The sequence below is a fragment of the Caulobacter endophyticus genome, from assembly GCF_029543245.1.
In the GTDB taxonomy this organism is placed as follows: Bacteria; Pseudomonadota; Alphaproteobacteria; order Caulobacterales; family Caulobacteraceae; genus Caulobacter; species Caulobacter endophyticus_A.
This window is the reverse complement of record NZ_JARQWV010000023.1, coordinates 65,658-91,074: the sequence shown is the minus strand read 5'-3', so window position 1 is coordinate 91,074 and position 25,417 is coordinate 65,658. Positions and strand designations below refer to the sequence as shown.

At 69.4% G+C, this 25,417-nt stretch carries 28 protein-coding genes and 1 tRNA gene; 8 read left to right on the top strand and 21 right to left on the bottom strand.

All coding sequences use genetic code 11. From position 1 onward, the window contains the following. Positions 1-178: 178 nt before the first annotated feature. From P7A99_RS20145 to P7A99_RS20125, 5 genes are all read right to left on the bottom strand, one after another. Entirely contained in the window at positions 179-1,837 is a 1,659-nt protein-coding gene (locus tag P7A99_RS20145) for a lysine--tRNA ligase (RefSeq protein ID WP_277795541.1), read from the bottom strand. Positions 1,838-1,902: 65 nt separating this feature from the next. Further along, the gene (locus P7A99_RS20140) at positions 1,903-3,519 is read right to left on the bottom strand and encodes a hypothetical protein (RefSeq protein ID WP_277795540.1); all 1,617 of its coding nucleotides are present in this window, start codon (positions 3,517-3,519) and stop codon (positions 1,903-1,905) included. Positions 3,520-3,622: 103 nt separating this feature from the next. Further along, positions 3,623-5,575: an acetate--CoA ligase gene (gene acs / locus P7A99_RS20135; protein ID WP_277795539.1), complete on the bottom strand. Its 1,953-nt coding sequence runs from the start codon at positions 5,573-5,575 to the stop codon at positions 3,623-3,625. 262 nt (positions 5,576-5,837) lie between these two features. Next, complete coding sequence (gene adh / locus P7A99_RS20130) at positions 5,838-7,358, bottom strand: aldehyde dehydrogenase (protein ID WP_277795538.1); 1,521 nt, start codon at positions 7,356-7,358, stop codon at positions 5,838-5,840. A 323-nt stretch (positions 7,359-7,681) separates the two neighbouring features. Further along, positions 7,682-8,617 (bottom strand): GAF domain-containing protein, encoded by a 936-nt coding sequence (locus tag P7A99_RS20125; protein WP_277795537.1) that lies wholly within the window; start codon positions 8,615-8,617, stop codon positions 7,682-7,684. Between the two features lie 213 nt (positions 8,618-8,830). Here P7A99_RS20125 and P7A99_RS20120 point away from each other — a divergent pair, with 213 nt between their 5' ends. Then, on the top strand, positions 8,831-9,580 hold the full coding sequence (locus P7A99_RS20120; RefSeq protein WP_277795536.1) for a creatininase family protein: 750 nt from the start codon (positions 8,831-8,833) through the stop codon (positions 9,578-9,580). A gap of 354 nt (positions 9,581-9,934) precedes the next feature. On the opposite strand, the gene P7A99_RS20115 is transcribed toward P7A99_RS20120, so the two are convergent. The 6 genes from P7A99_RS20115 to tsaD all read right to left on the bottom strand — a co-directional run bounded on the left by P7A99_RS20115 (position 9,935) and on the right by tsaD (position 14,751). Continuing rightward, positions 9,935-10,897 (bottom strand): KpsF/GutQ family sugar-phosphate isomerase, encoded by a 963-nt coding sequence (locus P7A99_RS20115; RefSeq protein ID WP_277795535.1) that lies wholly within the window; start codon positions 10,895-10,897, stop codon positions 9,935-9,937. Positions 10,898-10,964: 67 nt separating this feature from the next. Next, positions 10,965-11,756 carry a class I SAM-dependent methyltransferase gene (locus tag P7A99_RS20110; RefSeq protein ID WP_277795534.1) on the bottom strand — a complete coding sequence of 264 codons (792 nt, stop codon included), beginning with the start codon at positions 11,754-11,756 and terminating at the stop codon, positions 10,965-10,967. A 57-nt stretch (positions 11,757-11,813) separates the two neighbouring features. Next, the gene (locus tag P7A99_RS20105; RefSeq protein ID WP_277795533.1) at positions 11,814-12,170 is read right to left on the bottom strand and encodes a Rieske (2Fe-2S) protein; all 357 of its coding nucleotides are present in this window, start codon (positions 12,168-12,170) and stop codon (positions 11,814-11,816) included. 8 nt (positions 12,171-12,178) lie between these two features. Next, the gene (locus tag P7A99_RS20100; protein ID WP_277795532.1) at positions 12,179-12,460 is read right to left on the bottom strand and encodes a YciI family protein; all 282 of its coding nucleotides are present in this window, start codon (positions 12,458-12,460) and stop codon (positions 12,179-12,181) included. A 198-nt stretch (positions 12,461-12,658) separates the two neighbouring features. After that, a complete protein-coding gene (locus P7A99_RS20095; RefSeq protein ID WP_277795531.1) occupies positions 12,659-13,651 on the bottom strand; it encodes an NAD(P)H-dependent glycerol-3-phosphate dehydrogenase in 993 nt (330 codons plus the stop codon). After that, positions 13,648-14,751: a tRNA (adenosine(37)-N6)-threonylcarbamoyltransferase complex transferase subunit TsaD gene (gene tsaD, locus P7A99_RS20090; RefSeq protein ID WP_277795530.1), complete on the bottom strand. Its 1,104-nt coding sequence runs from the start codon at positions 14,749-14,751 to the stop codon at positions 13,648-13,650. The genes P7A99_RS20095 and tsaD overlap by 4 nt, the downstream gene beginning before the upstream one ends. 71 nt (positions 14,752-14,822) lie before the next feature. On the opposite strand from tsaD, the gene hemC reads away from it, so the two are divergent. From hemC to P7A99_RS20065, 5 genes are all read left to right on the top strand, one after another. Beyond that, positions 14,823-15,791: a hydroxymethylbilane synthase gene (gene hemC, locus P7A99_RS20085; RefSeq protein ID WP_277795529.1), complete on the top strand. Its 969-nt coding sequence runs from the start codon at positions 14,823-14,825 to the stop codon at positions 15,789-15,791. Beyond that, a complete protein-coding gene (locus P7A99_RS20080; RefSeq protein WP_277795528.1) occupies positions 15,788-16,495 on the top strand; it encodes a uroporphyrinogen-III synthase in 708 nt (235 codons plus the stop codon). Before hemC ends, P7A99_RS20080 begins: the two co-directional genes overlap by 4 nt. A gap of 44 nt (positions 16,496-16,539) precedes the next feature. Beyond that, the gene (locus P7A99_RS20075) at positions 16,540-17,463 is read left to right on the top strand and encodes a COG4223 family protein (RefSeq protein ID WP_277795527.1); all 924 of its coding nucleotides are present in this window, start codon (positions 16,540-16,542) and stop codon (positions 17,461-17,463) included. Continuing rightward, a complete protein-coding gene (locus P7A99_RS20070; RefSeq protein WP_277795526.1) occupies positions 17,460-19,013 on the top strand; it encodes a heme biosynthesis HemY N-terminal domain-containing protein in 1,554 nt (517 codons plus the stop codon). Before P7A99_RS20075 ends, P7A99_RS20070 begins: the two co-directional genes overlap by 4 nt. Positions 19,014-19,053: 40 nt before the next feature. Beyond that, positions 19,054-19,129: transfer RNA gene (locus tag P7A99_RS20065), tRNA-Thr, on the top strand. 102 nt (positions 19,130-19,231) lie between these two features. On the opposite strand, the gene P7A99_RS20060 is transcribed toward P7A99_RS20065, so the two are convergent. From P7A99_RS20060 to P7A99_RS20035, 6 genes are all read right to left on the bottom strand, one after another. Then, positions 19,232-19,483: a helix-turn-helix domain-containing protein gene (locus P7A99_RS20060; RefSeq protein ID WP_277795525.1), complete on the bottom strand. Its 252-nt coding sequence runs from the start codon at positions 19,481-19,483 to the stop codon at positions 19,232-19,234. A gap of 135 nt (positions 19,484-19,618) precedes the next feature. Continuing rightward, the gene (locus P7A99_RS20055) at positions 19,619-20,377 is read right to left on the bottom strand and encodes an SOS response-associated peptidase (RefSeq protein ID WP_277795524.1); all 759 of its coding nucleotides are present in this window, start codon (positions 20,375-20,377) and stop codon (positions 19,619-19,621) included. Positions 20,378-20,595: 218 nt separating this feature from the next. After that, the gene (locus tag P7A99_RS20050) at positions 20,596-20,808 is read right to left on the bottom strand and encodes a hypothetical protein (protein WP_277795523.1); all 213 of its coding nucleotides are present in this window, start codon (positions 20,806-20,808) and stop codon (positions 20,596-20,598) included. Positions 20,809-20,811: 3 nt separating this feature from the next. After that, complete coding sequence (locus P7A99_RS20045) at positions 20,812-20,937, bottom strand: hypothetical protein (RefSeq protein WP_277795522.1); 126 nt, start codon at positions 20,935-20,937, stop codon at positions 20,812-20,814. 238 nt (positions 20,938-21,175) lie between these two features. Continuing rightward, entirely contained in the window at positions 21,176-21,436 is a 261-nt protein-coding gene (locus P7A99_RS20040; protein ID WP_277795521.1) for a hypothetical protein, read from the bottom strand. Between the two features lie 254 nt (positions 21,437-21,690). After that, the gene (locus P7A99_RS20035; RefSeq protein ID WP_277795520.1) at positions 21,691-22,221 is read right to left on the bottom strand and encodes a hypothetical protein; all 531 of its coding nucleotides are present in this window, start codon (positions 22,219-22,221) and stop codon (positions 21,691-21,693) included. Between the two features lie 129 nt (positions 22,222-22,350). Here P7A99_RS20035 and P7A99_RS20030 point away from each other — a divergent pair, with 129 nt between their 5' ends. Continuing rightward, complete coding sequence (locus tag P7A99_RS20030; protein ID WP_277795519.1) at positions 22,351-22,569, top strand: helix-turn-helix domain-containing protein; 219 nt, start codon at positions 22,351-22,353, stop codon at positions 22,567-22,569. A gap of 95 nt (positions 22,570-22,664) precedes the next feature. On the opposite strand, the gene P7A99_RS20025 is transcribed toward P7A99_RS20030, so the two are convergent. Together P7A99_RS20025 and P7A99_RS20020 are read right to left on the bottom strand one after the other, a co-directional pair. Further along, on the bottom strand, positions 22,665-22,802 hold the full coding sequence (locus P7A99_RS20025) for a hypothetical protein (RefSeq protein ID WP_277795518.1): 138 nt from the start codon (positions 22,800-22,802) through the stop codon (positions 22,665-22,667). Next, a complete protein-coding gene (locus tag P7A99_RS20020) occupies positions 22,799-23,095 on the bottom strand; it encodes a helix-turn-helix domain-containing protein (protein WP_277795517.1) in 297 nt (98 codons plus the stop codon). Before P7A99_RS20020 ends, P7A99_RS20025 begins: the two co-directional genes overlap by 4 nt. Positions 23,096-23,276: 181 nt before the next feature. Between P7A99_RS20020 and P7A99_RS20015 the strand changes: the two genes are divergently transcribed. Then, positions 23,277-23,813 (top strand): hypothetical protein, encoded by a 537-nt coding sequence (locus tag P7A99_RS20015; protein ID WP_277795516.1) that lies wholly within the window; start codon positions 23,277-23,279, stop codon positions 23,811-23,813. On the opposite strand, the gene P7A99_RS20010 is transcribed toward P7A99_RS20015, so the two are convergent. Continuing rightward, positions 23,790-24,716 (bottom strand): hypothetical protein, encoded by a 927-nt coding sequence (locus P7A99_RS20010; RefSeq protein WP_277795515.1) that lies wholly within the window; start codon positions 24,714-24,716, stop codon positions 23,790-23,792. The genes P7A99_RS20015 and P7A99_RS20010 overlap by 24 nt on opposite strands. Next, positions 24,709-25,395, bottom strand: a complete 687-nt coding sequence (locus P7A99_RS20005; RefSeq protein WP_277795514.1) for a recombinase family protein — start codon at positions 25,393-25,395, stop codon at positions 24,709-24,711. Before P7A99_RS20005 ends, P7A99_RS20010 begins: the two co-directional genes overlap by 8 nt. Positions 25,396-25,417: the final 22 nt, after the last annotated feature.

The window sequence follows — 25,417 nt, the reverse complement described above, 5'->3', positions numbered from 1 at the left end:
CCCCCCCTCTTTTTCCCGCCTGGTCTTACTTCCCCCCCCCGTGGTTGGGGGGGGGGGGGGGGGGGGGGGGGGTGCGGCGGGGGGCGGGGGGGGCCCACCGCCGGCACGGAGCCCAGTCTCGCCCCCTCCACCACTTCGTGGTCCCCCTCCCCCGCTTTGCGGGGGAGGAGTTAAGACCTCAGCCCAGCTTCTCTTCGATCAGGGCGATCGTGCGGTCGATCCCGAAGATCGCCGCGAACGAGCCGAAGCGCGGGCCCTGGCTCTGGCCGAGGAGAACCTCGTACAGGGCCTGGAACCAGGCGCGCAGCGGGTCGAAGCCGTGGGTCTTGCCGACCTCGAACACCTCGTTCTGGATCAGCTCGGCGTCCTGCGTGCCGGCCGGCATGGCCTTCAGCTTGGCCAGCAGGTCGAGGATCGCCGCGCGTTCCACGTCGGTGGGGGCGCGGAAGGTCTTCGTCGGTTTGACGAAGTCCTCGTAGTAGTTGATCGCATAGCCGGCCAGGCGGTCCAGCAGCGGCTGGGTTTCCGCCGACGCGCCCGGGATGTAGCGCGACAGGAAGCCCCAGAGGATCTCCTTGGTCGAGGCGTCGGCGGCCGAGACGAGGTTCAGCATCAGGCTGAACGACACCGGCGAGCCCTGCTGCGGCGGCTTGCCGGCGTGGATGTGCCAGACCGGGTTGTCGAGCTGCTTGGCGGGCTCCTGGCGACCAAAGGCGTCCAGCTGCTGCAGGTACTCGTCCGTCGCCTTGGGGATGACGTCGAAATAGAGCTTCTTGGCCGACTTGGGGCTCTGGAACATGTAGTACGACAGGCTTTCCGGCGCGCCGTAGCGCAGCCAGTCCTCCATCGACAGGCCGTTGCCCTTGGACTTGGAGATCTTCTGGTTGTTCTCGTCCAGGAAGAGCTCGTAGTTGAAGCCTTCCGGCGGAACCCCGCCCAGGGCCTTGCAGATCGCGCCCGAGGCCTTGACCGAGTCGATCAGGTCCTTGCCCGACATCTCGTAGTCGACGCCCAGGGCTGTCCAGCGCATGGCCCAGTCGGGCTTCCACTGCATCTTCACGTGGCCGCCGGTGACCGGAACCTCGACGCGTGAGCCGTCCTCGTCCTCGAAGACGATCGTGCCCTTCTCGACGTTGCGCTCCAGGGTCGGAACCTGCAGCACCTTGCCGGTGCTGGGGCTGACGGGCAGGAACGGCGAATAGGTGGCGCGGCGCTCTTCGCCCAAGGTCGGCAGCATCACCTTCTGGATGGCGTCGAAGCGAGCCAGGGCCGTCAGCAGGGTCTCGTCGAACAGCCCGCCCTTGTAGCATTCGGTCGAGGACACGAACTCGTACTCGAAGCCGAAGCTGTCGAGGAAGGCGCGCAGGCGGGCGTTGTTGTGGGCGCCGAAGCTGTCGTGGGTGCCGAAGGGGTCGCGGACGACCGTCAGCGGCTTGCCCAGGTCCTCGATCAGCGGCTGCTTGTTCTCGATGTTGTCGGGAACCTTGCGCAGGCCGTCCATGTCGTCGCTGAAGGCGATCAGGCGCGTGGGGATGTGGTCGTCGGTGAGCGCGCGGAAGGCCTGGCGCACCATGGTCGTGCGCGCCACTTCGCCGAAGGTGCCCAGGTGCGGCAGGCCCGACGGACCATAGCCGGTCTCGAAGATCACGGCCTTGCTCAGGGCCGGATAGGCTTTCACCGCCTCGTCGGTCTTGCCGGCGTCGATCAGGGCCTTGGCGGCCTCCTGGTCGGCGCGGTCGGGGAGACGCACGCGCAGGACGCGGGCGATGGTGGCGCGCGCCTGCTCGAACGGCCAGGAGCGGGCTTCACGGGCGAGGGGGGAAAGGCCTTCAAACATGGCCGCGCGTATAAACCCTGGCGGGGATGGAGGCTAGGGCGTGGCGAGCACAGACCTCCCCTCGCCTACTTCACCTCCGCCGGCAGCACGTAGAACGGCGACAGTTCGGCCCAGACCTTCTCGGGGTCGATCGCCAGCCCCGCGCGCTCGGCATAGGCCGGCGGCGGATCGGGGTTCAGCAGCACCAGCTCGGTGACCGTCTCGACCATCTGCGGATTGGGCGAGTTTCCGGTCGGGCGCGGCGAATAGGCGCTGACATAGAACTTCTCGAAGTCGCGGCGCTCGGTCAGCACGAAGCCCTTGGCGCCGGCCGTGCGGGCCACCTGGGCGGCGCGCAGCAGCGCCTGCTCCTCGGCGGCGGCCATGCCGCGATAGCCCTCCACCCGCACGCTGATCTCGCCGGTCTTCAGCTTGTTGTCGCGCCCCGGCAGGCCGCTCATCGGCTTGCCGGCCCGTTGCCTGGACGGTTCGGTCTCCTCCAGCAGCGGCAGCGACCGGGCGTAGTCCAAGACCACCAGCCGCTCGGCCCGGCCCTCGCGCAGCGACTTGATCAGGTCGTCGCGGCCGGCCAGCGCCGGCGCCTCGGGCCGACCCAACCCCTTGGCGGTCGCGCGAGCCAGTTCGAAGGTGGCCGGCTCGGCGGGCAGGCCGTCGATCATGTCCTGCGCCTCCTGGAACTTGCCCTCGTTGGCCAGCAGCCAGGCCTGGGTCGCCTTCCTATAGGGCGCCGCGCGCTCGATCATCAGCGCCGACACCTTCATGGTGCTGGTCGCCCGGGCGGCCTGGAACTTGTTCTTGGGCATGACCTCGGGCGCCCAGGGCTTCAGCCCGTCCAGCTCCGCCAGCAAGGCCTTGGCCTGGTCGGCCCGGCCCGCCCACGCGGCGGCAAGCGCCGCCTTGGCCAGTGGGTACGGCAGGCGCACGGCCGAGCCCAGGGTGTACTCGAATGTCTCCGGGACGAATTCGCCATTGGGTTCCAGGCGCCGCATGGCCTGGGCCTCGGCCGCCCAGTCGTCGGCGGCGCCGGTCGGGTCGCCCCATTCGCGCGCGGCGGCCCGGGTCGCCAGGCCGTCGGGATCGAGCCTGGCCAGGCGCGTCAGCACGCGCTCCTCGTCGGCGCTATAGGCGGGATCGATGGCCAAGATCGCCGACGCCAGCCGCTGGATGCGGGCCGACCAGGGCCGGGCGTCCGCGGCCTCGACCGCCAGGCGTTCGGCCTCGGCGGTCCGCCCCTGCTTGGCCAGCAGCGAGGCCTCGAACAGCTTGGTCGAGACCCCCAGCGAACGGTTGAAGGCCACGGCGTCGACATGGCCGGCGGCGGCCGCGCGGGTGGCTTCCAGGTCCTTCAGGCCCACGTCGGGCCGACCGGCCTCGACCTCGTGCAGGGCCTTGGACCGCAGCAGGCTGACGCGCCGCTCCCAGAAGGGCTCCAGCACCGGATCGACCAGGGCCTGCTTGCAGGCCGTGACGCCCTCCTCGCCGCCCGCCGGCTCGCCGCCGCCTTCGATGGTCAGGCCGTAGAAGCCGCCGGTCAGGATGGTCAGGCCGGCCTTGGCCGTCTGCTTGGCCAGGCTCTCGGGCTTGGGCAGCCCGTCGCATTGCACCCAGAGACTCGGCGCAGCGGTCGCCGCGCCGCAGACGGCCGTAGCGGCGAGCACGGTCGCCAGGCAAAGAAAACGCATGAACAGCAAGCCCCCGCTTGAACGGCGGCAAGCTATCGTGATCGCCACAACTCCCGCCAGGGGCGCGAAGAGATATTTCTTCGCGCCGGACGCGCAGGAGGCCCTACGCCGCCTTCGCGCCCGCCCGGTTACGCACCAGATCATCCACCACCGACGGATCGGCGAGCGTCGAGGTGTCGCCCAGGGCGTCGACCGCGTTCTCGGCGATCTTGCGCAGGATGCGGCGCATGATCTTGCCGGACCGGGTCTTGGGCAGGCCGGGGGCCCATTGCAGGACGTCGGGCGCGGCGAAGGGGCCGATCTCGTGGCGGACCCAGAGGACGAGCTGCTTGCGCAGTTCCTCGGTGGCGACCGCGTCGGCCTTCAGGGTGACATAGGCGTAGACGCCCTGGCCCTTGATGTCGTGCGGATAGCCGACCACCGCCGCCTCGGCGACGGCCTCGTGGGCGACCAGGGCGCTCTCGATCTCGGCGGTGCCCAGGCGGTGGCCCGAGACGTTGATGACGTCGTCCACCCGGCCGGTGATCCAGTAGTAGCCGTCGGCGTCGCGCTTGCAGCCGTCGCCGGTGAAGTACTTGCCGGGATAGGTCGAGAAATAGGTCTCGAAGAAGCGCTGGTGGTCGCCATAGACCGTGCGCATCTGGCCCGGCCAGCTGTCGGTGATCACGAGGTTGCCCTCTGTCGCCCCCTCCAGCACCTGGCCCTCGGCGTCCACGAGCTGCAGCTTGACGCCCGGCAGCGGCTTGGTGGCCGAGCCCGGCTTCAGGGCCGTGGCGCCCGGCAGCGGCGAGACGAGGATCCCGCCGGTTTCGGTCTGCCACCAGGTGTCGACGATCGGCAGGCGATCCTTGCCGACCACGCGGTGATACCAGAGCCAGGCTTCCGGATTGATCGGCTCGCCGACGCTGCCCAGCAGGCGCAGCGACGACAGGTCGTTCTTCAGGACGTGCTCGTCGCCCTCGCGCATCAGGGCGCGCAGGGCCGTGGGGGCGGTGTAGAAGATCTCGACCTTGTGCTTGTCGACCACCTCCCAGAACCGGCTGGGCGTGGGGTAGTTGGGCACGCCTTCGAAGATCAGGCTGGTCCCGCCGTTGGCCAGCGGGCCGTAGACCACGTAGCTGTGGCCGGTGACCCAGCCCACGTCGGCGGTGCACCAGAAGACTTCGCCGGGCCGGTAGTCGAAGACGGATTCGAAGGTCCAGCTGGCCCAGGCCAGATAGCCGCCGGTGGTGTGCAGCACGCCCTTGGGCTTACCCGTCGAGCCGGAGGTGTAGAGGATGAACAGCGGGTCCTCGGCGTTCATCGGCTCGGGTTCGCACACCGGCGAGGCGGCGTCCGCCACGTCGTTCCAGATCACGTCGCGGCCTTCGACCACCGGCACGTCGGCGCCGGTCCAGCGGACCATCAGCACCTTCTCGACCTGCGGGCAGTGGGTCAGGGCCTCGTCGATATTGGCCTTCAGAGGCACCGTCTTGCCGCCCCGACGGCCCTGGTCGGCGGTGATCACCAGGCGCGAGTCGCAGTCCTGGATGCGGCCGGCGATGCTGTCGGGCGAGAAGCCGCCGAACACGACCGAGTGAATGGCGCCGATGCGGGCGCAGGCCAGCATCGCCACGGCGGCCACGGGCGTCATCGGCAGATAGATGGTGATCCGGTCGCCCTTCCTGGCGCCCAGGTCTTTCAGCACATTGGCCATGCGGCAGACCTGGTCGTGCAGCTGGCCGTAGGTGATCTTGTCGGAGACGCCCGGCTCGTCGCCCTCGAAGATCAGGGCGACGTCGTCCTTGCGGTGCGGCAGATGCCGGTCGATGCAGTTGGCGCTGACGTTCAGCACCCCGTCCTCGTACCAGCGGATGCGGAAGTCGTCCTTGGCGTAGGAGACGTCCTTGATCTTCGTGGGGGCCTTGATCCAGTCGAGACGGGCGGCCAGATCGCGCCAGTAGCCCTCGGGATCGCTCTCGACGCGGGCCACGGCGGCCTCATAGGCGGCGGCGTCGATATGGGCCTTACCCGCCCAGTCTTCCGGAACCGGAAACAGCTGTCCGTCGCTCACCACGCATCTCCCTAACGTCTCTACAGTCGATCTTGTCGTCGTCAGCGATGTTGCCGCTGCGTCAGTCGTCGTCTTGCGAGCGGGAGTATGCGAAGCGCCGCTCCCTGCGCAAGAAGACCATTTCTGTTTCTGACGACAGAAACTTGGTCTTGTTCGATTTGTCGGTTTTGAGGCCGCCGCCGCTCCCGTTTCCGCCGTCGCCCGGCGGAAGAAAAGGAGCCCCCGCCGCGTCGGCGAGGGCCCAGGGCGAGGAACCGATCGGGGCCTAGAAGAAGCCCAGCGCCTTGGGGCTGTAGCTGACCAGCAGGTTCTTGGTCTGCTGGTAGTGGTCGAGCATCATCTTGTGGGTCTCGCGGCCTACGCCCGACTGCTTGTAGCCTCCGAAGGCCGCATGGGCCGGATAGGCGTGGTAGCAGTTGGTCCACACCCGGCCGGCCTGGATGCCGCGCCCGAAGCGGTAGGCGCGCGAGCCGTCGCGGGTCCACACCCCGGCCCCGAGACCGAAGGCGGTGTCGTTGGCGATCTCCAGCGCCTCTTCCTCGGTCTCGAAGGTGGTCACCGCCAGGACGGGGCCGAAGATCTCCTCCTGGAAGATCCGCATCTTATTGTGGCCCTCGAACACCGTCGGCTCGACATAGAAGCCGTCGGCCAGCTGGCCCGGCAGCACGGTGCGCGAGCCGCCGGTCAGGAGCTTGGCGCCCTCGTTGCGACCCACGTCCATGTAGCCGAGGATCTTGTTCAGCTGCTCCTCGGACGCCTGGGCGCCGATCATGGTCGAGGGGTCCAGCGGATTGCCCTGCACCACCGCCTGCACGCGCTTGAGGGCCTTCTCCATGAACCTGTCGTAGACCGACTTCTGCACCAGGGCGCGGCTGGGGCAGGTGCAGACCTCGCCCTGATTGAGGGCGAACATCGCAAAGCCCTCCAGCGCCTTGTCGAGGAAGTCGTCGTCCTCGGCCGCCACGTCGGCGAAGAAGATGTTGGGCGACTTGCCGCCCAGCTCCAGCGTCACCGGGATCAGGTTCTGGCTGGCGTACTGCATGATGAGACGCCCGGTGGACGTCTCGCCGGTGAAGGCGATCTTGGCGATGCGCGGGCTGGACGCCAGCGGCTTGCCGGCCTCCAGGCCAAAGCCGTTGACCACATTGACCACGCCGGGCGGCAGGAGGTCGCCGATCAGCTCGAACAGCACCATGATCGAGGCCGGGGTCTGCTCGGCGGGCTTCAGCACCACGCAGTTGCCGGCGGCGATGGCCGGGGCCAGCTTCCAGCAGGCCATCAGCAGCGGGAAGTTCCACGGGATGATCTGGCCGACCACGCCCAGCGGTTCGTGGAAGTGATAGGCGATGGTGTCGTGGTCGATCTCGGAGATCGCGCCTTCCTGGCTGCGCAGGCAGCCGGCGAAATAGCGGAAGTGGTCGATGGCCAACGGCAGGTCGGCGGCCGTGGTCTCGCGGATCGGCTTGCCGTTGTCCCAGGTCTCGGCGTTGGCCAGGACGGCGAGGTTCTCCTCCATGCGGTCGGCGATCTTCAGCAGGATGCGCGAGCGCTCGGCGACGCTCGTCTTGCCCCAGGCGTCCTTGGCGGCGTGGGCGGCGTCCAGGGCGCGCTCGACGTCGACCGCCTGCGAGCGGGCGATCTCGCAGATCTTGCGGCCGGTGATCGGCGAGGCGTTGTCGAAATAGCGGCCGTCGGCGGGGGCGACCCACTGGCCGCCGATGAAGTTGTCGTAGCGCGCCTTGAACGGCGGGCGGGACAGCGAGTCGATGAACTCGGGCTTGGTCATGGTTTCCTCCGTCGCGCCGTGTTCGGCGTCTGGAGGCAGGTTGCGCCCGGATTTTTGATGTGGAGCGGGGCTGAGGCGGAGATGGGTGCGGGGTGTCTCAGGTTTGCGACAGGTATCAAGACAACCTCTCCCAGAGGGAGAGGAGCTCCCCCTTTCACCTCCCGTCATTCCCGCCCTTGTGGCGGGAACCCCTCTATCAGCCGCACGGGCGAGAGGGGCGGACTGCTCAGCAGTCCGCTTGCGCCTCACTTGCGAGCGGAACCAGAGGTTCCCGCCACAAGGGCGGGAATGACGGGATTATTGGGGAGGCGTGGGGGGCCCCGCTAGCTGCGCCCCAACCCCAGCCGGTTGATCTTGCGGTGCAGGGTCGCGCGGCTCACCCCCAGCGCGGTCGCCGCCGCAGACACGTTACCGCCTGCCGCCCCCAGGGCCCGGCGCACGGCGGCGCGTTCGGCGTCTTCGAGATCGGCGCCGCGGTCGGGAGACGGCAGGCCGCGCCGCAGCTTGTCGTCGGTGAGCTCCAGGGCCTGGCGGGCGGCGCGGGTGGCGCCGATGACCACGTCGTCGGCGTCGACGGCCAGCATCGGGGTCGAGGCGCGGTCGGCGCGGCCGTCGGCCAGCAGCACGATGCGCGCGCCGGGGAAGGCCTCGCGAAAGGCCTTGGACTCGATGCGGCGCGCGGCGTCGTTGACCACCGCTTCCATCAGTCCGGTCATGCCGTCCAGCCCCGGCCGGCAGGACGAGACGTCCAGCGCGCCGGCCAGCCTGCCTTGCGGGTCGAACAGCGGCGCGACGGTGCAGCTAAGGCCGATGTTGCGGGTGTGGAAGTGCTGGTCGCGGTGGATGGTCAGGGTGCGCTGCTCGGCGATGCAGGTGCCGATGCCGTTGGTGCCCTCGCGCGCCTCGCTCCACACCGCCCCGGTCCACAGGCCCCAGCGGTGGAACACCGGGTCGTCGGCCGCCGCGCCCCGACGGTCGACCGGCACGCCGGCGCTGTCGGTCAGCAGCACGCAGGACCCCTGCGCCCCGACCGCCTGGAACAGGGCGTCCAGCGTATCGGAGGCCGCCGCGCGCAGGGCGCCCATGCGTTCCTGAGCCTCGCGCAGTTCGCGTTCGGTGAGGGTGTCGGGGGCCTTGCGGTTCTCTGGATCCAGGCCGTGCAGCACCAGGCTGCGCCGCCACGAGGCCGCCACCGGCGACAGGGCGGGTCCCGCGCCGTCGAGCACGGCCAGCACGTCCCGGGCGTGGGCTTGGGCCATCAGCGGTCTCCTCCCCGGCGCTCTGCGTGACGCCGGGCCGGCACCTTGCGCGCGGTAGGCGGCCCGGGGCAAGCACGCGCAGGTCGAGCGCGCCGCCGCCCGGCCGCACGCCGTTTCGCCAGATTGGGGGTCGGCTAAGCCCGACTTCGGGCGTAAAGCGCTTGAAAAGCCGGTCGCAACCCGGCCGCCGACGCCTTTTCGGAGTACCCCGCCATGCTGCTCGCCCTCTCGACCTGGCCCGAGATCGAAGCCTTCCTCCAGCGCTCGAAGACGGTGATCGTGCCGATCGGCTCCAACGAGCAGCACGGGCCGACGGGCCTCCTGGGCACCGACTGGCTGTGCCCCGAGATCATCGCCCACGAGGCCTCCAAGCGCTCGGACGAGGTGCTGGTGGCGCCGACCTTCAATGTCGGCATGGCCCAGCACCACCTGGCCTTCCCGGGCACCATCTTCCTGCGTCCGTCGACCTTCATGGCCGCCATCGGCGACTGGACCCGCTCGCTGGGCGCCCACGGCTTCGAGAAAATATATTTCCTCAACGGCCACGGCGGCAACGTCGCCACCATCGAGGCGGCCTTCTCGGAAATCTACGCCGAGTACAGCTTCCGCAAGGAGCGCTGCCCCTTCGCCATGAAGCTGAAGAACTGGTGGGACCTGGACGGCGTCAACGCCCTGGCCATGCGCCAATTCCCGGTCGGCCACGGCAGCCACGCCACCCCGTCGGAGATCGCCGTCACCCAGTGGGGCTATCCCGACAGCATCAAGACCGCCGAGTACGAGCCCAAGATCGCCCCCACCGGCCCGATCCGCGAGGCGCTCGACTTCCGCGCCCGCTACGCCGACGGCCGCATGGGCTCGGATCCGGCCCTGGCCACGCCCGAGAAGGGCGGCGAGTTGGTGGAGCAGGCCGTGGTGTCGCTGATCAAGGACCTGGCGGCGTTCGGGGCGGAACAGCGGCCTTAGAACCAAGTCCCTCTCTCTTTGAGAGAGGGCGGGGCCCGCCGCGAAGCGGTGGGAGGGTGAGAGGTTTCACCGTCGGCCGGTGAAGGGCGATTGCTTTCGCCCAAAAAGCTCTCGCCTTCCTCGCCCTCGTGGCGAGGATCCATGGTCGGGCCAGGCTCGGCTTTTTCGAACGGGACGCCGCCGATGCAGTCGCCCAGCCCCGCACAGTCTGAGCGGCTGAAGCCTGGGCCCTAGGCACAAGGCCTAGGGAGGCGGGGTTGGTTAGGCCCTCGCCCTATCCGGTGAGCGTGTAACCTCTCACCCTCCCACCGCCTCCGGCGGCGGGCCCCTCCCTCTCTCACAGAGAGAGGGGTTTTAGATCACCCCCGCCCGCAGCAGGTCGTGCACGTGCAGCACGCCCACCGGCTGGCCGGCCTCGACGACGAACAGCACGGTGATCCGGCGCTCGTTCATCACCTTGAGGGCTTCGGCGGCCAGGGCGTGGGGGCCGATGACCAGCGGTCCCTTGGTCATCACCTCGCCGGCGGCGTGGGTCATCAGGCCGTCCATGTGGCGGCGAAGGTCGCCGTCGGTGATCAGGCCGACCAGCGCGCCGGCGGCGTCGATCACGCCGACCGCACCGAAGCGCTTCTGGCTCATGACCAGCAGGGCCTCGCTCATCGGCGCGCCCTCCCCGATCAGCGGCAGCTCGTCCTGCCCATGCATCAGGTCGGCCACCGTGCGCAGCACCGCGCCCAGCTTGCCGCCCGGGTGGAAGACGCGGAAGTCGCTGGCGGTGAAGCCGCGGCTTTCCAGCAGCGCCACGGCCAACGCATCGCCAAGCGCGATCTGCAGGGTCGTCGAGGTGGTGGGCGCATTGACTTCCGCCGTCGCCTCGGGCGCGTCGGGCAGCAGCAGCAGCACGTCGCCGGCCTGGCCCAGCTGGCTGGCGGCCACCGCCGTGATGGCGATCAGCGGGATCGAGAAGCGCTTGCAGTAGGCCAGGGTGTCGGCCAGCTCGCGCGCTTCGCCCGACTTCGACAGGGCCAGCACCACGTCGTCGGGACCGATCATGCCGAGGTCGCCGTGGCTGGCCTCGGCCGGGTGGACGAACATCGCCTGGCTGCCGGTCGAGGCCAGGGTGGCGGCGATCTTGCGCGCCACGTGGCCCGACTTGCCCATGCCCGTGCAGACGATGCGGCCCTTGGCGTCGTGCATCACCTGGACGGCGCGGGCGAAGGCCTCGCCCAGCTCGTCGGCCATCTGGGTCAGGGCCTGAGCCTCGATGCTCAGCACCCGGCGGCCCACGGCCACGGCGTCGGAAATCGTATCGGTCATGTGGTCAGAAACTCCGTGCGCAGCCCATATCAGGCCCCGCGCGGTTGATCGACCCCGAGGCTTGACCCTAGCGCGGGATCTCCGCCGTCTTGACCAGGGCCACCTGGCGATAGACGGCGGCCACCTCGAAATAGCGGCCGAAGGCGGCGTGGAAGTGGTCGACCGCCTGCTTAACGCCCGGGCCGCCGATCTCGCTGATGTCGTGCCAGTAGTCGTCGAGCACCATCATGCCGCCCACCTCCAGCAGGCTGGCGCAGCAGCACAGGTCAATCATCACCGCCAGGGCGGTGTGGCTGCCGTCGACATAGATCAGGTCGAACTTGTCGCCCGCCTCGAGCATCTTGGGCAGCTCGTAGGTCGAGAAGCCCTTGTGGGTCGCCACCTTGCCGAAGGTGGTGCGAGCCATGTTGCGGTGGAAGCGCGGCTCCACCGCCAGATACTTCTCTTCCGGGTTCAGGCCCTCGTCGAACCAGGGATCGATCACCGTCACGTCTAGGCGGTCGGGGAACATCCAGTCCATGAAGGCGAGGTTTCGGCCCTCATAGGCGCCGATCTCCATGTAGCGGGTCTTGGGGCCGCCGGCCGGACGCCTGGCCATGAAGTCGCGCAGCAGCGGGGCCACGAAGGGAATGTTGTTGGCGGCCCAGGCCGAGGTGAACTCGAAGCCCTTGGTCTCGCAATAGGCGGAAAAGGCCGGCGCGCTGTCGTTGTCGCGCGCCTTGCCCAGCATGGTGCGGGCCAGCTGCGGGGCCAGGCGCGGATTGATCTTGCCCAGCGAGCGCAGCTTGGCGCCCGCGCCGCGCGCGTCGACGGCGTCGGTCAGTTCGGCGTCGAAAGCGGGGGTCGTCCCGTCGGCCATGGCGGCGCGCTCCTCTCAAGGTCGAGAGACGTTAGCCGACCATCGGTTAAGGAAGGGTCAGGCCGCCAGGACCTGGCCGTCCTCGACCGTGATCGGCCAGACGGTCAGGAACTTGCCGCCGCACGGCCCCGCCACGCAGGCGCCGTCGGCGATGCGGAACAGGGCCGCGTGGCCGGCGCACAGGATCAGGTCGTTCTCGCGGGTGAGGAAGCGGCCGTTGAACCCGGCCAGGGGCCAGCCGGCGTGGGGGCAGCTGTCGACATAGCCGAACACCCCGCCGTCCTTGCGGACGACGAAGCCGGCGAACATCGCCTCCCCCTCACGGTAACGGAAACCCGCCGCGCCCGGCTCGGGAATATCGGCCAGGGCGCAGATCGCCTGGCCGGGCGCGGGGCGGGCGGGATTGTCGTCCATCAGGGGCGTCAGACCGAACCGACGGCCAGGCGCCAGGGATTGATCTCGACGCTCTCGAAGATGCCGGCGGCGGTGTAGGGGTCGTTGTCTGCCTGGGCCTGAGCCACCGACACATCGTCGGCCTCGACCACCAGGATCGAGCCGATCGGGCTGCCGGCGTCGTCCAGCAGGGCGCCGGCCAGCTTCAGATTGGTCGACTGGGCCAGGTATTCCAGGTGCTTGGGGCGCACGGCCAGGCGGGTTTCGAGCGCGCCGGGCTTGTCCTTGCAGACGATGGCGTAGAGCGGCATGGGCGTTCCTTCCTGAAGATCCTCCCCCTCTGGGGGAGGTGGCCCGAAGGGCCGGAGGGGGGGTGTGGCTGCGAGGGCGGCCGACGCGACGGAAGCTGAAAACGGCCCCCCTCCGTCGGCGGAGTTTATCCTCGGGCCGGCCCTTGGGCCGGACCCGGGGGCCGACACCTCCCCCAGAGGGGGAGGATCTTGGTTCGCTTACTCCGCCTTCAGCGGGCGGGAGAGCAGGCCCAGGATGGCGCTGTCGACGTCGACCTCGCCGGCCAGGATGGCGGCGACGGCTTCGCAGATCGGCGTCTCGACACCCAGCTTGCGGGCCAGGGCGCGCACGGCCGGGGCCGAGGCCACGCCTTCGGCGACGCTGACCTTGCCGGCCAGGGCCTGTTCCAGAGTCTGGCCCGCGCCCAAGGCTAGGCCGACGCTCATGTTGCGCGACTGGCTGGACGAGCAGGTGAGCACCAGGTCCCCCAGGCCGCACAGGCCCGCCACGGTCTCGGCCTTGCCGCCGGCCGCCACGGCCAGGCGGGTCAGCTCGGCAAAGCCGCGGGTGATCAGGGCGGCGTGGGCGTTGCGGCCCAGGCCCTTGCCCTCCGAGATGCCGCAGGCGATGGCCAGGACGTTCTTGACCGCCCCGCCGGCCTCGGCCCCGATCACATCGGCGGCCCAGTAGGGACGGAAGGTCGGGATGGCGATGGCTTCGACGATGGCCTTGCCCAGCGCCTCGTCTTCGCAGGCCAGGGTGGCGGCGGCGGGCAGGCCGCGGGCGACCTCGCCGGCGAAGCTGGGGCCCGACAGCACGGCGATATCGACGCCCGGCAGGGTCTCGGCCGCGACCTCGGTCATCAGCTTCAGCGAGCCCTGCTCCACGCCCTTGGAGCACAGCACCACCGGAACGCCGGGCTTCAGGTGCGGCGCCAAGGCCGCCATGGCCGAGCGCAGGTGCTGGGCCGGCGGCACGGCCAGGATCAGATCGCAAGGCGCCAGGCCCGCCATGTCGGACACGGCGGTGATCGCCGGCTCCAGCGTCACGCCCGGCAGGAACATCGTGTTCTCGCGCTGGGCGGCGATCGAGGCGACGACCTCCGGCTCGCGCGCTTGCAGGGTGACCTTGAGGCCGGCCCGCGCGGCCACCTGGGCCAGGGCGGTGCCCCAGGCGCCGGCGCCGACGACGCCCGCGTGCGTGAAGCTCATGCCTTGGCTCCCTTTCGACCGAAACTGTTGCTCGGATTGGATAACGCCGCGGCCTCGTCGAGGGGCCAGCGGGGACGCGCCACGGCGTCCAGATCGTCGGAAATGCCCGCCGCCAGGCGCTCGGCCCCGGCCAGGGCGATCATGGCGGCGTTGTCGGTGCAGTAGGCCAGCGGCGGGGCGTCGAAGCTAAAGCCGTTGTCCTCGCAGACCTTCAGCAGCGCCGCGCGCACCGCGCCGTTGGCCGCCACCCCGCCGGCGACGACGAAGCGGCGCTCGCCGGCCGCGTGTCCGGCGGCATAGAGCTTCATGGCCCGGTCGGTGCGTTCGGAGAGCTGGCGGGCGATGGCGAACTGCACGGCGGCGGCCAGATCCGCGCGCTCCTGGTCCGTCGTCAGCGTCGCGGCGATGCGGGCGGCGGCGGTCTTCAGGCCCGAGAACGAGAAGTCGCAATCCTTGCGGCCCAAGAGGGCGCGCGGCAGTTCGTACTTGCTGGCGTCGCCGGACTTGGCCAGCTTCTCCAGCGCCGGACCGCCCGGATAGGGCAGACCAAGGCTCTTGGCGATCTTGTCGAAGGCCTCGCCAGCCGCGTCGTCGATGGTGGTGCCCAGGCGCTTGCAGGCCCCCACCCCGCCGACTTCCAGGAGCTGGCAGTGCCCGCCGGAAACCAGCAGCAGCAGGAAGGGATAGGCGATCTCCGCCCCCAGGCGGGCCGAGACCGCGTGGCCTTCCAGGTGGTTGACCGCCACCAGCGGCAGGTCGCGGGCCAGGGCCACCGCCTTGCCGAAGGCCAGGCCGACCATCACCCCGCCGACCAGGCCGGGGCCAGCAGTAGCCGCCACGCCGTCCAGCGCATCATAGCCGATACCGGCCGCGCGCATCGCCTGGGCGGCGACACTGTCGATCACCTCGACATGGGCGCGGGCGGCGATCTCGGGCACCACCCCGCCGAACGGGGCGTGCTGCTCGAACTGGGTGCCGACGATCGACGACAGCACCTCGACGCGGCCGTCCGCGCTGCGGCGCACCACCGAGGCGGCGGTCTCGTCGCAGCTGGTCTCCAGACCAAGGATCGTAAGGCCAGAATCCGTAAGGGTTGTCATTCGGTTGCGGGGTTCCCGCCGCTCCTGTAGCAGCGAAGGCTTGTCTTTCGCATGCAGGTAACGTCCCGACCGTGTCCCGGCAACCCATCCGCATCGGCGCGCGCGGCTCCAAGCTCTCGCTCGCCCAGTCCGGCCACATGCAGGCGCGGATCGCCCACGCCCTCGGCGCGCCGCTGGACGCCGGCCCGGAAGAGATCGCGGCTTACGCCCAGCTGATCCCGATCGTCACCAGCGGCGACCGCATCCAGGACCGCCGGCTGATGGAGATCGGCGGCAAGGGCCTGTTCACCAAGGAGATCGAGGAGGCCCTGCTCGACGGCCGCATCGACTGCGCGGTGCATTCGCTGAAGGACATGCCGGCCGAGCTGCCGCCGGGCCTGGTGCTGGCCGCCACGCCCGAACGCGAAGATCCCCGCGACGCCTTCATCAGCAAGGTCGCCCAGCGGCTGGAAGACCTGCCCCACGGCGCGCGCCTGGGCACCGCGTCCTTGCGCCGCCAGGCCCAGGCCCTGCACGTGCGCCCCGACCTCGACGTCGTCATGCTGCGCGGCAATGTCGACACCCGCCTCGCCAAGCTCGAGCGCGGCGAGGCCGACGCCATCCTGCTGGCCCAGTCGGGCCTCAACCGCCTGGGCATGGGCCACATTCCGCAGAGCTGGCTCGACCCGCTGGCCGCCCCGCCCGCTCCGGGCCAGGGCGCCCTGGCCATCGAGAGCCGGGCCGAGGACGTCGACGCCCCCTGGCTGGCCGCCATCCGCTGCCGCCCGACCACCATCGCCGTGGCCGCCGAACGCGGCGCGCTCTACGCCTTGGAAGGCTCGTGCCGCACGGCCGTCGGCGCCTATGGCCGCCTGGACGGTTCGCGCCTGTCGCTGCTGGTCGAGGCGCTGAGCCCCGACGGCGTCATTCGCGTCCGTCGCGAAGGCGAAGTCGTGCTGACCGGTGGCGACGACGCCGGCCAGGCGCTGGCCCTGGGCCTGTCGCTCGGGGCCGAGGTCAAGGCCGAGGGCGGCGACGCCATCATCGCGCCGACGGAATGACGAAGGACGCGCCCCGCGTCTGGATCACCCGCGCCAGCCCGGGCGCCGAGGCCACCGCCGCGCGCCTTTCGGCTCTGGGCCTTTCGCCCCTGGTCGACCCGCTGCTGGAGGTCCGCGACCTGCCGTGGACGGTCGACCTGGCCGGGATCGGGGCCCTGGCCTTCACCAGCCGCAACGGCGTGGCCGCCTTCGCTCGAACTAGGCCCGAACGGGGCCTGCCGGTGTTCGCGGTCGGGGCGGCAACCGCCGACCTCGCCGCCGAGGCCGGCTTCTCGCGCATCGAATCGGCGGACGGCGACGTCGCCGCCCTGGCCGCCCTGATCGCCGCCCACCGCACGGGTTTCGAAGGCGCGGTGCTGCATCCCGCCGCCGCCGAACCGGCCGGCGACCTCGCCTCGCCCCTGGCCGGCGCCGGGATCGAGACCCGCACGATCGCCGTCTACGAAAGCGTCGTCCGCGCCCCGTCCGCCGAGACCCTGGCGGCGCTGGAAAGTCTTCACGCCGTGCTGCTGCACTCGCCCAAGGCCGCCCGGGCGCTGGCGGCCGTGCTGGCCAAGCACCCCGCGCCCGGCCTGAAGGCCTTCTGCCTGTCGCCCGCCGTGGCCGCGCCGCTTGTCGCTCTCTCCGTCGACGGACGGCTGGGGCCTGTGGCCGCCGCGCCGCGCCCCCGCGAAACAGCGTTGTTCGACCTCATCTCGCCTTAAGGCGAAGTTGCACCCAAATCGCGCGTGGGGCACGAATGGGGATCATGAGCGCCGCCCCCGACCCCGCCGAAATCGCCGCCCCCAGCGACCCGGCCCTGTATGCCAAAAAGCCCCTGCTGGGCCCGATGTTCTGGGTGATGATCGTGGTGTGCATCGCCTGCGTCGGCGCAGGGATCGCCATCGCCCGCTTCGGCCCGACCTGGTTCATGAAGAACGACGCCGCGCCGCAGGCTCCGCCGCCGGCCCAGCAGCCCGTCGCCGCCGGTTTCGCCGCCCCCGCCGCCGACATCCCGGTGGTCGCCGCCCCGCCCGCGCCCTCGCCGTCGGCCGAGGTCGACCGGCTGGAGGCCCGCATCGCCCTGCTCGAGTCGGGCCAGCAGCACACGCTGGACGCCGCCGGCGCGGCCCTGGCCGCGGCCGGCCTGGCCCAGGCCGCCCAAGGCGGCGAGCCCTTCGCCGACGCCGTCGCCGGCCTCGAACGCGTGCTGCCGCCGTCGTCGGAGGTGCGCGCCCTCGAACGCCTGGCCCGCCAGGGGGCCCCCACGGTCGCGGGCCTGGCCGCCGGCTTCGACGCCCTGGCCGGCCGCGCCTCGGTCGCCGCCCGCGAGCCGGGCCCCGACGCCGGAGCCCTGGCCAAGCTGCAGCACGCCCTGTCGCGCGTGGTCACCATCCGTCAGGTCGGCTCTACGGTCGGAAACGGCCCCGACGCCGTGCTGGCCCGCGCCCAGGCCCGCCTCGACGGCGGCGACCTGACCGGCGCCCTGCGCGCCCTCGACACCCTGCCGCCCAGCACGCGCCCGGTGCTGGCCGCCTGGCGGGCCGAGGCCGAGCGCCGGGCCGAGATCGACCGCCTGGTCGCCGCCGTCCGCGACGACGCCCTGGCCGGCCTGACGCAGGTCTCGCGCGCCCAGCAGAACGCCCGCCTGGCCGGAGCGCCGCCCGCGACCTCCCCTGAGGTCTCCCGATGATCCGCGCCCTCCTCGCCCTCGTCCTGATCGCGGTCATCGCCGTAATCGTGGTCTCGCTGACCGGCGAGCCGGGCGCGGCCAGCCTGGAATGGCTGGGCTGGCGGATCGAGATGACGGCCGCCGCCGCCGCCCTGCTGACCCTGCTGGTCGCCCTGCTCGCCGCCGCCCTGTGGCGGGGCCTGCTGTGGATCATCGAGGCGCCCAGACGCGCGGCCCGCGCCCGCGCCGAGGCCCGCCGCAAGCAGGCGACCGAAGCTCTGTCGCGCGGCTTCCTCGCGGTGGCCGCCGGCGACGGCTCCGAGGCCCGCCGCCTGGCCCAGAAGGCCGCCGACCTCAATGACGACGCCCCGGCCCTGGTGCGCGTGCTGGCCGCCCAGGCCGCAGAAGCCGCCGGCGACACCACCGCCGCCCGCCAGGCCTGGAACGCGATGCTGGGCTTTCCCGAAATGCGCCTGGCCGGCCTGCGCGGGCTGATGCAACTGGCCCTGGCCGAGGGCGACCGCGCTCTGGCCCTGCGGCACGCCGAAACCGCCTATGGCCTCGCCCGCTCGGCCCTGTGGGCCTGGCGCGCCCTCCTGGAAGCCCGGCTGGAGGCCGGCGACTGGGCCGCGGCCCTGCAACTCGTCCAGGGCGGACAGGAGCGCAAGATCGTCTCGCCGCTGGTGGCCGAACGCGCCCGCGCCGCACTCCTTGCCGCCTCGGCGGCGAGCCTCGAGGACAGCGACGATCCCAAGGCCCTCGACCAGGCCCTCGACTTCGCCCTTCAGTCGGTGAAGCTGAAGTCCGACTTCGCCCCCGGCGTGGTCATGGCCGCCCGCCTGCTGGCCGCCGACGGCAAGGCCGCCAAGGCCGCGACCCTGATCGAGGCCGCCTGGAAGGGCGCGCCCCACCCGGCCCTGTGGCTGGCCTATCGCGACCTCAAGACCAGCGAGACCCCCAAGGTCCGCGCCGCGCGCCTCTCGGCCCTGGCCCAGCTCAAGCCCGAGGCCCGCGAGAGCCGCATCCTCAAGGTCGAGAGCGCCCTGATCGGCGGCGACCCGGTCGCCGCCCGCGCCGCGGCCCGCCTGCTGCCGGAAGAGACCGCCCCCTCGGCCCGCATCGCCGGCCTGATGGCCCGCGTCGCCTTCGCCTGCGCCGAGCCCGACGAAGCCCGCGCCTGGGTCGCCCGGGGCGTCGCCGCCCCGCAGGAGCCCGACTGGAGCGATCTCGACCCCGAGGGCCAGGCCTTCGCCTACGGCCGCGAGGACTGGGCCCGCCTGGCCGCCGGCTACGCCGAGACCGGCGAGCTGATCCACCCGCGCTTCGAGCGCCGCGAGCGCACCATGAGCGACCTGCCGCAGCTGCCCTCGGCCTACGCCCAGTCGACCCTGGCCGAATCCACCGCCTTCGTGCACGCGGCCGAGACCGGCGGGGCCCTGATCCCGTTTCCCGACGACCCCGGCGAACTCGACGACCCGCCCTCGCCCGACGCCCCCGGCCCTGCTCCGGCGCCCCGTCGCAACACGGGCGCACGACGGCGCTTGGCAAGCGGCTCGCGCCCCGCTAAATAGGCGCTCCCTCCGCCCGGCGAATCTCGCCGGCGCGCCGTGGGCCGCCTTAGCTCAGCCGGTAGAGCGGCGCATTCGTAATGCGTAGGTCAGGTGTTCGAGTCACCTAGGCGGCACCACCCAACCCCTTGAAGATAAACAACTTTTTCTCCGGAGGCGGTTGCTTCCACGGGGCATTCGCTGCTCGTGGAAGCAAGGTGGAAGCATGCGGATCTCGTTCCTCACGCGGCCCTCAGCTGCCCGGCTTCACCGGTGTTGGAATAGACAGCGCGGTCCAGGAAGTCCTGCAAGTCGACCGGCGCATAGCGAACCGACCGCCCCAGCTTACGGAAGCGCGGACCACCACCGCGCAAACGCCAGTCTTCCAGCGTCCTTTGCGACATCGAGAGGAACTCGGCGGCCTGAGCCGTCGTGAGGAGGTTGCCCGACAGGGCGAACGGACGGACTTCGGCCGTCGATTTAGAGAGGTTCATTGCGATCCCAGGGCCGGCCGATTGGGTTGCGCCGGATGGGTGGACGTAGCCGACCAAGAAGGCCGTGAGCGTCGCGCCGAAGCGCGAGGGCGGTCGGATAGTCGCCTCCCCAGACGAAAGCAACCCCGTTTTGGTTCAGGCCGCGCGCTTCATCGGCGGATCAATGACCCGCAGCCCACCGGCTGACAGCGGTCGCTGTAGCTGCACCGCCTCCTCCCAGGGCGCAGTCAGCCAGGTATCGACCTCCTCCGGCGTCGTCAGGAAGACCGGCATGGCCTTGCTGTGAAACGGCGAGACGACCTCATTCGCCTCGGTCGTCAGGAAGCCGAACAGGTCGCAGCCCTCCCAGCCCGTCTTGATCTTTCGGACGCAGGCCCACTCGGTCCAGACGCCGGCGAAATAGGCGAACGGGCGCTCTTCTGTTCGGGCAAACCAGACTGGCTTGAGGGACCCTCCGACCTGATCCGGCTCGCTGAACGACGTTATCGGCACCACGCAGCGGTTATCCACGGCATGCCAACGACGCCAATGCGGGCTCTCCAGGTTCCGCAGGTTGGTGATCCCCTTGTCGGGCTCCATCCGCAGCAATTCGTCGAAGTCGTAGGCGACGCCCTTCTTTTCCAGGCCAGCGGCGCGCTTCTTAGCAGCTTCCTTCTGGACGAAAATCGGAGAGGGCATGCCCCAGCGGGCGAAATGGACCTCATCAGCCCCAGCAGCGCCGCGACGGACGATCGGCGCGCGATAGTCGGGGTAAATGAATTGCGAGAAGGTCAGGTCGATGTTCGCGTCGGCGAACGACACCCCGCCGGGGAGCGTCAGGTGCCTGCCAAGAAGGTCTTCATGCGCCTGCGCCCAGCCAAAGATGTCGAACTCGAGCTCGTAGATGTTGCACATCGGCGGCCTCCCTGCACCAAAGCTTCATCACCCACCAGCCGAGCGGATGGCCGGGGCCTGGGTCAGTCTCGAAAAACAGCTCGCGATAGACGACGGCAGGGTCATCCAGGACGGCCAGATCATCTGGCGGTGCGCCATCGCCCATGACCTCCACGTCCGCCGATCGGGGCGGTCGATTTACCGGATTATCCCGAGGGTCATCGAACATGGTTCTCACGCTATATCGCAGCGTCGGTATCGACCAGCCCGTCTCGCCCCCGCGCGGCGCAGCGGCTGCAGCGGAGCTTTCCTCGAAGCTCGTGCGGCATGGTGTGCCCACCCAGGTTCATCACCGCCTTCTCGCGCGACCAGACCACGCGGTGGCCGCACCTGAGGCAGGTAATGGTCAGCGACGACTTGATCCGCCGCAGCGTCGGCCAGATCGCAGCCATCGATCAGCCTCGCCATTCCTGGCCGTAGCCATAGTCTGCCGGGATCAAGCCGACGCCCATGAGAGCGTTCATCACCTCCCAGCGCGACCGGGCGGGGTCAGCAGGCTGCACCAGACCGTGGAAGGTCATGATGGGCATCCGCCCGGGGCACCTTGGGCACCGGGCTTTCGTCTGGAGCTGGGTCATCGTGCAGTTCAGGAAGGGCCGGGCACGCCCAAGCATGACGTCCCGCCGCCACGACTTCTGGGTTCCGCAGAACTGGCACCGGAACGAGATCTCCCATCCCCGCTCCAGGGCCTCGACGAGACGGACGCCGGCGAAATCGTCCGCCAGCTGGGCGGCCTTGCGTCTCTCGCTCGGGCTTGGCTCAGGCATTGGGCGGATCCACCCGCCTTACGGCCCGCCAGTATGACCAGGGTCTCGACGCGACCTGCTCCACTTCAAACCAGGCCTCGTCACCCTCGAAGATCGGCACATCCTGGGGTGCCACGAAGCTACGTGCGGCTCTGGCCCGCCGCGGCTGGCCGCCCTCGAAGGTGAAATGCAGCGTCTCACGCCCCCGGTGGCCGCCGTAGGCATGAGTTACGCGGGTCAGCTTCACGGTCAGTCGGGCCAGGATTTTGGACATGAGTTCTCGTTCGCCCGAAAGGAGCGCCAAGCCGTTCAATTGGAACAAAAGATGAACTTTTATGACACCGTCCGGCCGACGAGTCGAGTCCGCCCAGGTTGTCCCACCGGGTCGCTCTTAATTTTTGCCCCAGGAGACCATCAAACGGTCGCGCGCTACCCAGCAGCCCAAGGCAGCGCTTCACACCCCGCAGCACCGCCCAGGAGTCGGGACGGACCCAACTCAAGTACGAAGGTCAGGACGACGACCGCAATTCACTCGCTCGCAGGTGCGGAGAACGCATTAGGCGAAGGGATCGGGTCCGGAAAGCCGCACCACCGCGCCCACAGGTGATCCATGTCGCTGTCGCCGACCATGCCGGCCATGTAGAGCCGCGACGTCGAGACGGGCGCGTCACCCTGGTCGGGATAGCGCTCGTGGATCTCAGCGACCACCCGTTGCGATTTCAGAGTGTCGAGATCGGCTTCACGAAGCTGACCGCTCTCGTGGCTCAGGCGCTCAATGATGGCGGCGTCGGCTGTAGAGAAAGTCCGGATGAAGCGTTGAGCGCCGCCATACGCGCCGAACCCGTTCCTGGCGTTTACCAGGCCGCACACGGCTGGCCCTTCGACCGTCGTCGACCACGTCACGCCCTGGAACTTGGCGCTATCGGGGTCCTTCAACGCCTCGGCCAATGCCCGGTGAGCATCCTCGGCAAGCGCCAGCGGATAGGGGTCCTGAACCTCTCCACATCCAGCCAGGGATAGGAGCGCCACCCCGACCGACAGACCCTTCACGTTACGCATGTACGCCCCCAAACTCACACTCTGCACCCATGATGGGTGCGTGCGTCGCGCATAGCAGAACCGCCGCTGGAGCAACAGGCGGCGCACATGCAAAGGCCTTGGGTCTCGTCGAAGGCCTACGAGGCCGCGGTGAGCTTTCTGATCGAGACCCGGAAGACGGTCGGACTCAGCCAGCGCGAACTCGCTGATCGCCTGGGCAAGCCCCGGTCGTTCGTCTCAAAGATCGAAGGCCGAGAACGCCGCCTCGATGTCGTCGAGTTCATCGCCCTTGCCCGCGCGCTCGACGCCGACCCTGGCGCGCTGATGGCAACGCTGGCCTCAGTGCTCCCCGACGACCTCGACTTCTGACCTGCCCAGAAAATCGCCCAGGAGGACTCGAAGTCGTCGTCAGCTACCAGGGTAGCGTACAGCCCAGCTTCGAGCCCCTGAGCGGCCCCCAGGACTCAGGACGGACCATCCTGCTTCTCGGAGTCGTACCGCCCCTGTCGCATCCGGATCTCGAAGCGGATGAGGGCGATGATCGGCCAGCCGAAGAACCAAGCCGCCAGCACCCAGTCGATAGGACCCCGGAAGCAGCTCATTGGCCGTCCTCGCCCAGCTCGATCTGCTGAGCCCGGGTTACGATCGCGGACAGGAAGGCCTCCTCCTGGTTGGGCAGGGCCGCCGCGAGCCAGTTGAGCGCCAGCGTGACGATGTCCACGCCGAGAACCTCAGCGAGCTTGGGCAGGAGCGACTGGTCGGGGATGAACTCGCCCCGGACCCACATGCCGATGATGGTCGAGCGCTTGTAGCCGGCAGCTTCTGCAAGCTGGTCGGCAGTGCGGTCCTGGAGGACGAGTTGAGAGGCGATATAGCTGGCGAAGGCGTTGGTCATCGACCACCTCCGACGCGACGATCGGCTAGCGAGCCCCCGCGACACACAGAAAAGATCTTCAACACCGTCAAGTCTCCTTTTGGACGATCTCTATGTTTTACACCAACACGAGAGATCATTAGTTCGGCAAACATCGCTCTGCGCGTGGCAATAATTCGCCTTTTCGTTATAATGATTTCCCGTGACCGCGAACGAGACGATGAAATCTGAACCAGCACCTGCGCGACAGACGCGCCTCACGCCGGCCCAGTGGGCGCAGGCCAAGGCCCTGCTAGAGACCGGCCAGATGACCAAGGCCGGCCTTGCCAGGAAGTTCGGGATCTCCCGGCAGTCGATGAGCGAGGGCATGAACAAGCGCGGAGCGATCTACGGCTCCCGCTGTCACGTCGTCGAAGAAGCCTGCATCGAGGGCCTGAAGGACGACGCAGCCCGCCGCGCCGAGGAGATCGTCGCCCTGCGGGAGAAGCAGCTGAAGGCCACGGAGCTTCTCCACCGGCTGCAGATGAAGGCGATGGCCGACGCAGTCCGTGACGACCGGCCGCTAAGCAGCCTGCTTTCCGAGGCCGCAGCGATCAGCTTGCTCATCAAGAACCAGCGGCTGATCCGGCAGCAGCTCTGGGGCCTATACGGCCTTAGAGACCAGCCAGCCACCGCCGATACAGTCGAGTTCGTGGTCTCGGAACGCCCAGCGGCTTCAATTGGCGATCGGCACGCCTGATCGACGAGCCGCCTGGTACCAGGCCTTGGCCTTCGCCCTGAGACCGTTGCTGGCGGCGACAATCGATGCGTCACCAAGTCGGCCCTTCGAGAGCGCGGACCACTTGCTGATGTAGCCGATCCACTTCGCGGGCGTGACGAGCGGCTGAAGATCCACCTGAACCTGCTTGGCGCGCGGCTTCCAGTCCCCGCCAGCCTTCCTTAGAGCCTCCAGAACGGCAGCGCGGATCTCCGGCTCATCATGGATGACGATCGCGCCATGCAGGTGCGGCTGCCCTCCGTAACCGGACTCGACCATGAAAAAGTAATCCGGCACCGGCTGACCGAGCTCAGTCATGGCCGTCCTGAGATAGCTGGTGATCCGGTCCCGCATGTGAGCAGCGAAGGACTTCGAGGACTTCATCGCCGCGTTGATCACCTCGTCCCCCAGGTTCACCGACATGGCCATGCCTTGAGCCTCATAGACGACCTGCCCGAACGCCAGGGCCTTCATATAGTCGCCGGAGTGGTCCCAGATGGGGACGTAGAAGGTCGTCTGCTTCTGGCCCTTGAACGTCGCCTTGCTCTCTTCGATGTCCGTCCTGATGCGCTTTCCGTCTGAGCGCATATCTGTCACTAGATCCCCCGACCGGGAGGTGAGCACGACCCGGTCGTCGTCGGCTAGCGCGGCCTTGATTGACCGGAAGGTTTTGGCGTCCTGCTGCATTGACCAGCGCCTTAGCCGCTTCGGCTTTTTTGACCTGACCACCACTCCGGCGCGCGCCCGATCAGCCGCCTTTTTCATGGCTCGCTTTAGGTCATCCGCCTTCTGCCGAACTTCGTTCGCTTCACGTTGATCGCGAGCGAGTTCGCCATTGAGGTCGCGCCGGGCATTCCGGGCTTTGACGAGGAGGTCGTCAGCCAAGCCCGCCTCCAGACGTTCGCATAATCACTCTACGCACCTGACCAGCCGACCACTCGCCGCCACGCGGAGCTGGTATCCTGCGGGCGTTCAGCGCGGCGGCGACACCCCGAAGCGACTGAGCGCCCTCTTTCCTGACATCCTCGATCGCGATCAAGCAGTCTCCGGCGGTGGCGTCGGCGGCAACTCGCCGAACGCGTGCAGAGCGCTGTCGACCAGCTTCACCGTAGTCCTCGATCCGGTGGTCGCCACGACGACCGCCGAGAACGACACCGCGAGCCCTGGCGGCGGCGAGCGCCTGGCGGGTCCGGGTCGAGATCATCTCCCGCTCGAACTGCGCGACGCTGGCCATGATGCCGACCGTCAGGGCATTGGCGTGCGGCAAGTCGCAGGCGACGAACTGGACGCCTTCATCCATGAGTTTGGAGATGAAGGTCACGCTGCGGGAGAGGCGGTCGAGCTTGGCGATGACCAGGGTCGCCCCGTGCAGCCGACAGGCCCGTAGAGCGGCTTCCAGGGCAGGGCGATCAGCCTTCTTGCCGCTCTCGACCTCCTCGAACTCGGCGACTACCGCCCTACCAGCGACGAAGCCCCGGACAGCGTCACGCTGGGCGTCCAGTCCGAGACCGCTGTCGCCCTGCCGCTTGGTAGAGACCCGATAGTAGGCGACGAACCGCTGCATTGTGACGCTCCTGGACGATGGA

Coding starts and splice junctions, on each gene's coding strand:
- P7A99_RS20070 (WP_277795526.1), top strand. CDS start 17,460: ATGATCCGCGCCCTCCTCGCCCTCGTCCTGATCGCGGTCATCGCCGTA.
- P7A99_RS20120 (WP_277795536.1), top strand. CDS start 8,831: ATGCTGCTCGCCCTCTCGACCTGGCCCGAGATCGAAGCCTTCCTCCAG.
- P7A99_RS20045 (WP_277795522.1), bottom strand. CDS start 20,937: ATGACCTTCCACGGTCTGGTGCAGCCTGCTGACCCCGCCCGGTCGCGC.
- P7A99_RS20040 (WP_277795521.1), bottom strand. CDS start 21,436: ATGTCCAAAATCCTGGCCCGACTGACCGTGAAGCTGACCCGCGTAACT.
- P7A99_RS20080 (WP_277795528.1), top strand. CDS start 15,788: ATGACGAAGGACGCGCCCCGCGTCTGGATCACCCGCGCCAGCCCGGGC.
- P7A99_RS20095 (WP_277795531.1), bottom strand. CDS start 13,651: ATGAGCTTCACGCACGCGGGCGTCGTCGGCGCCGGCGCCTGGGGCACC.
- P7A99_RS20115 (WP_277795535.1), bottom strand. CDS start 10,897: ATGACCGATACGATTTCCGACGCCGTGGCCGTGGGCCGCCGGGTGCTG.
- P7A99_RS20005 (WP_277795514.1), bottom strand. CDS start 25,395: ATGCAGCGGTTCGTCGCCTACTATCGGGTCTCTACCAAGCGGCAGGGC.
- P7A99_RS20125 (WP_277795537.1), bottom strand. CDS start 8,617: ATGGCCCAAGCCCACGCCCGGGACGTGCTGGCCGTGCTCGACGGCGCG.
- P7A99_RS20050 (WP_277795523.1), bottom strand. CDS start 20,808: ATGGCTGCGATCTGGCCGACGCTGCGGCGGATCAAGTCGTCGCTGACC.
- P7A99_RS20025 (WP_277795518.1), bottom strand. CDS start 22,802: ATGAGCTGCTTCCGGGGTCCTATCGACTGGGTGCTGGCGGCTTGGTTC.
- P7A99_RS20145 (WP_277795541.1), bottom strand. CDS start 1,837: ATGTTTGAAGGCCTTTCCCCCCTCGCCCGTGAAGCCCGCTCCTGGCCG.
- P7A99_RS20105 (WP_277795533.1), bottom strand. CDS start 12,170: ATGGACGACAATCCCGCCCGCCCCGCGCCCGGCCAGGCGATCTGCGCC.
- P7A99_RS20035 (WP_277795520.1), bottom strand. CDS start 22,221: ATGCGTAACGTGAAGGGTCTGTCGGTCGGGGTGGCGCTCCTATCCCTG.
- P7A99_RS20055 (WP_277795524.1), bottom strand. CDS start 20,377: ATGTGCAACATCTACGAGCTCGAGTTCGACATCTTTGGCTGGGCGCAG.
- P7A99_RS20100 (WP_277795532.1), bottom strand. CDS start 12,460: ATGCCGCTCTACGCCATCGTCTGCAAGGACAAGCCCGGCGCGCTCGAA.
- P7A99_RS20060 (WP_277795525.1), bottom strand. CDS start 19,483: ATGAACCTCTCTAAATCGACGGCCGAAGTCCGTCCGTTCGCCCTGTCG.
- tsaD (WP_277795530.1), bottom strand. CDS start 14,751: ATGACAACCCTTACGGATTCTGGCCTTACGATCCTTGGTCTGGAGACC.
- P7A99_RS20075 (WP_277795527.1), top strand. CDS start 16,540: ATGAGCGCCGCCCCCGACCCCGCCGAAATCGCCGCCCCCAGCGACCCG.
- P7A99_RS20020 (WP_277795517.1), bottom strand. CDS start 23,095: ATGACCAACGCCTTCGCCAGCTATATCGCCTCTCAACTCGTCCTCCAG.
- P7A99_RS20110 (WP_277795534.1), bottom strand. CDS start 11,756: ATGGCCGACGGGACGACCCCCGCTTTCGACGCCGAACTGACCGACGCC.
- adh (WP_277795538.1), bottom strand. CDS start 7,358: ATGACCAAGCCCGAGTTCATCGACTCGCTGTCCCGCCCGCCGTTCAAG.
- P7A99_RS20140 (WP_277795540.1), bottom strand. CDS start 3,519: ATGCGTTTTCTTTGCCTGGCGACCGTGCTCGCCGCTACGGCCGTCTGC.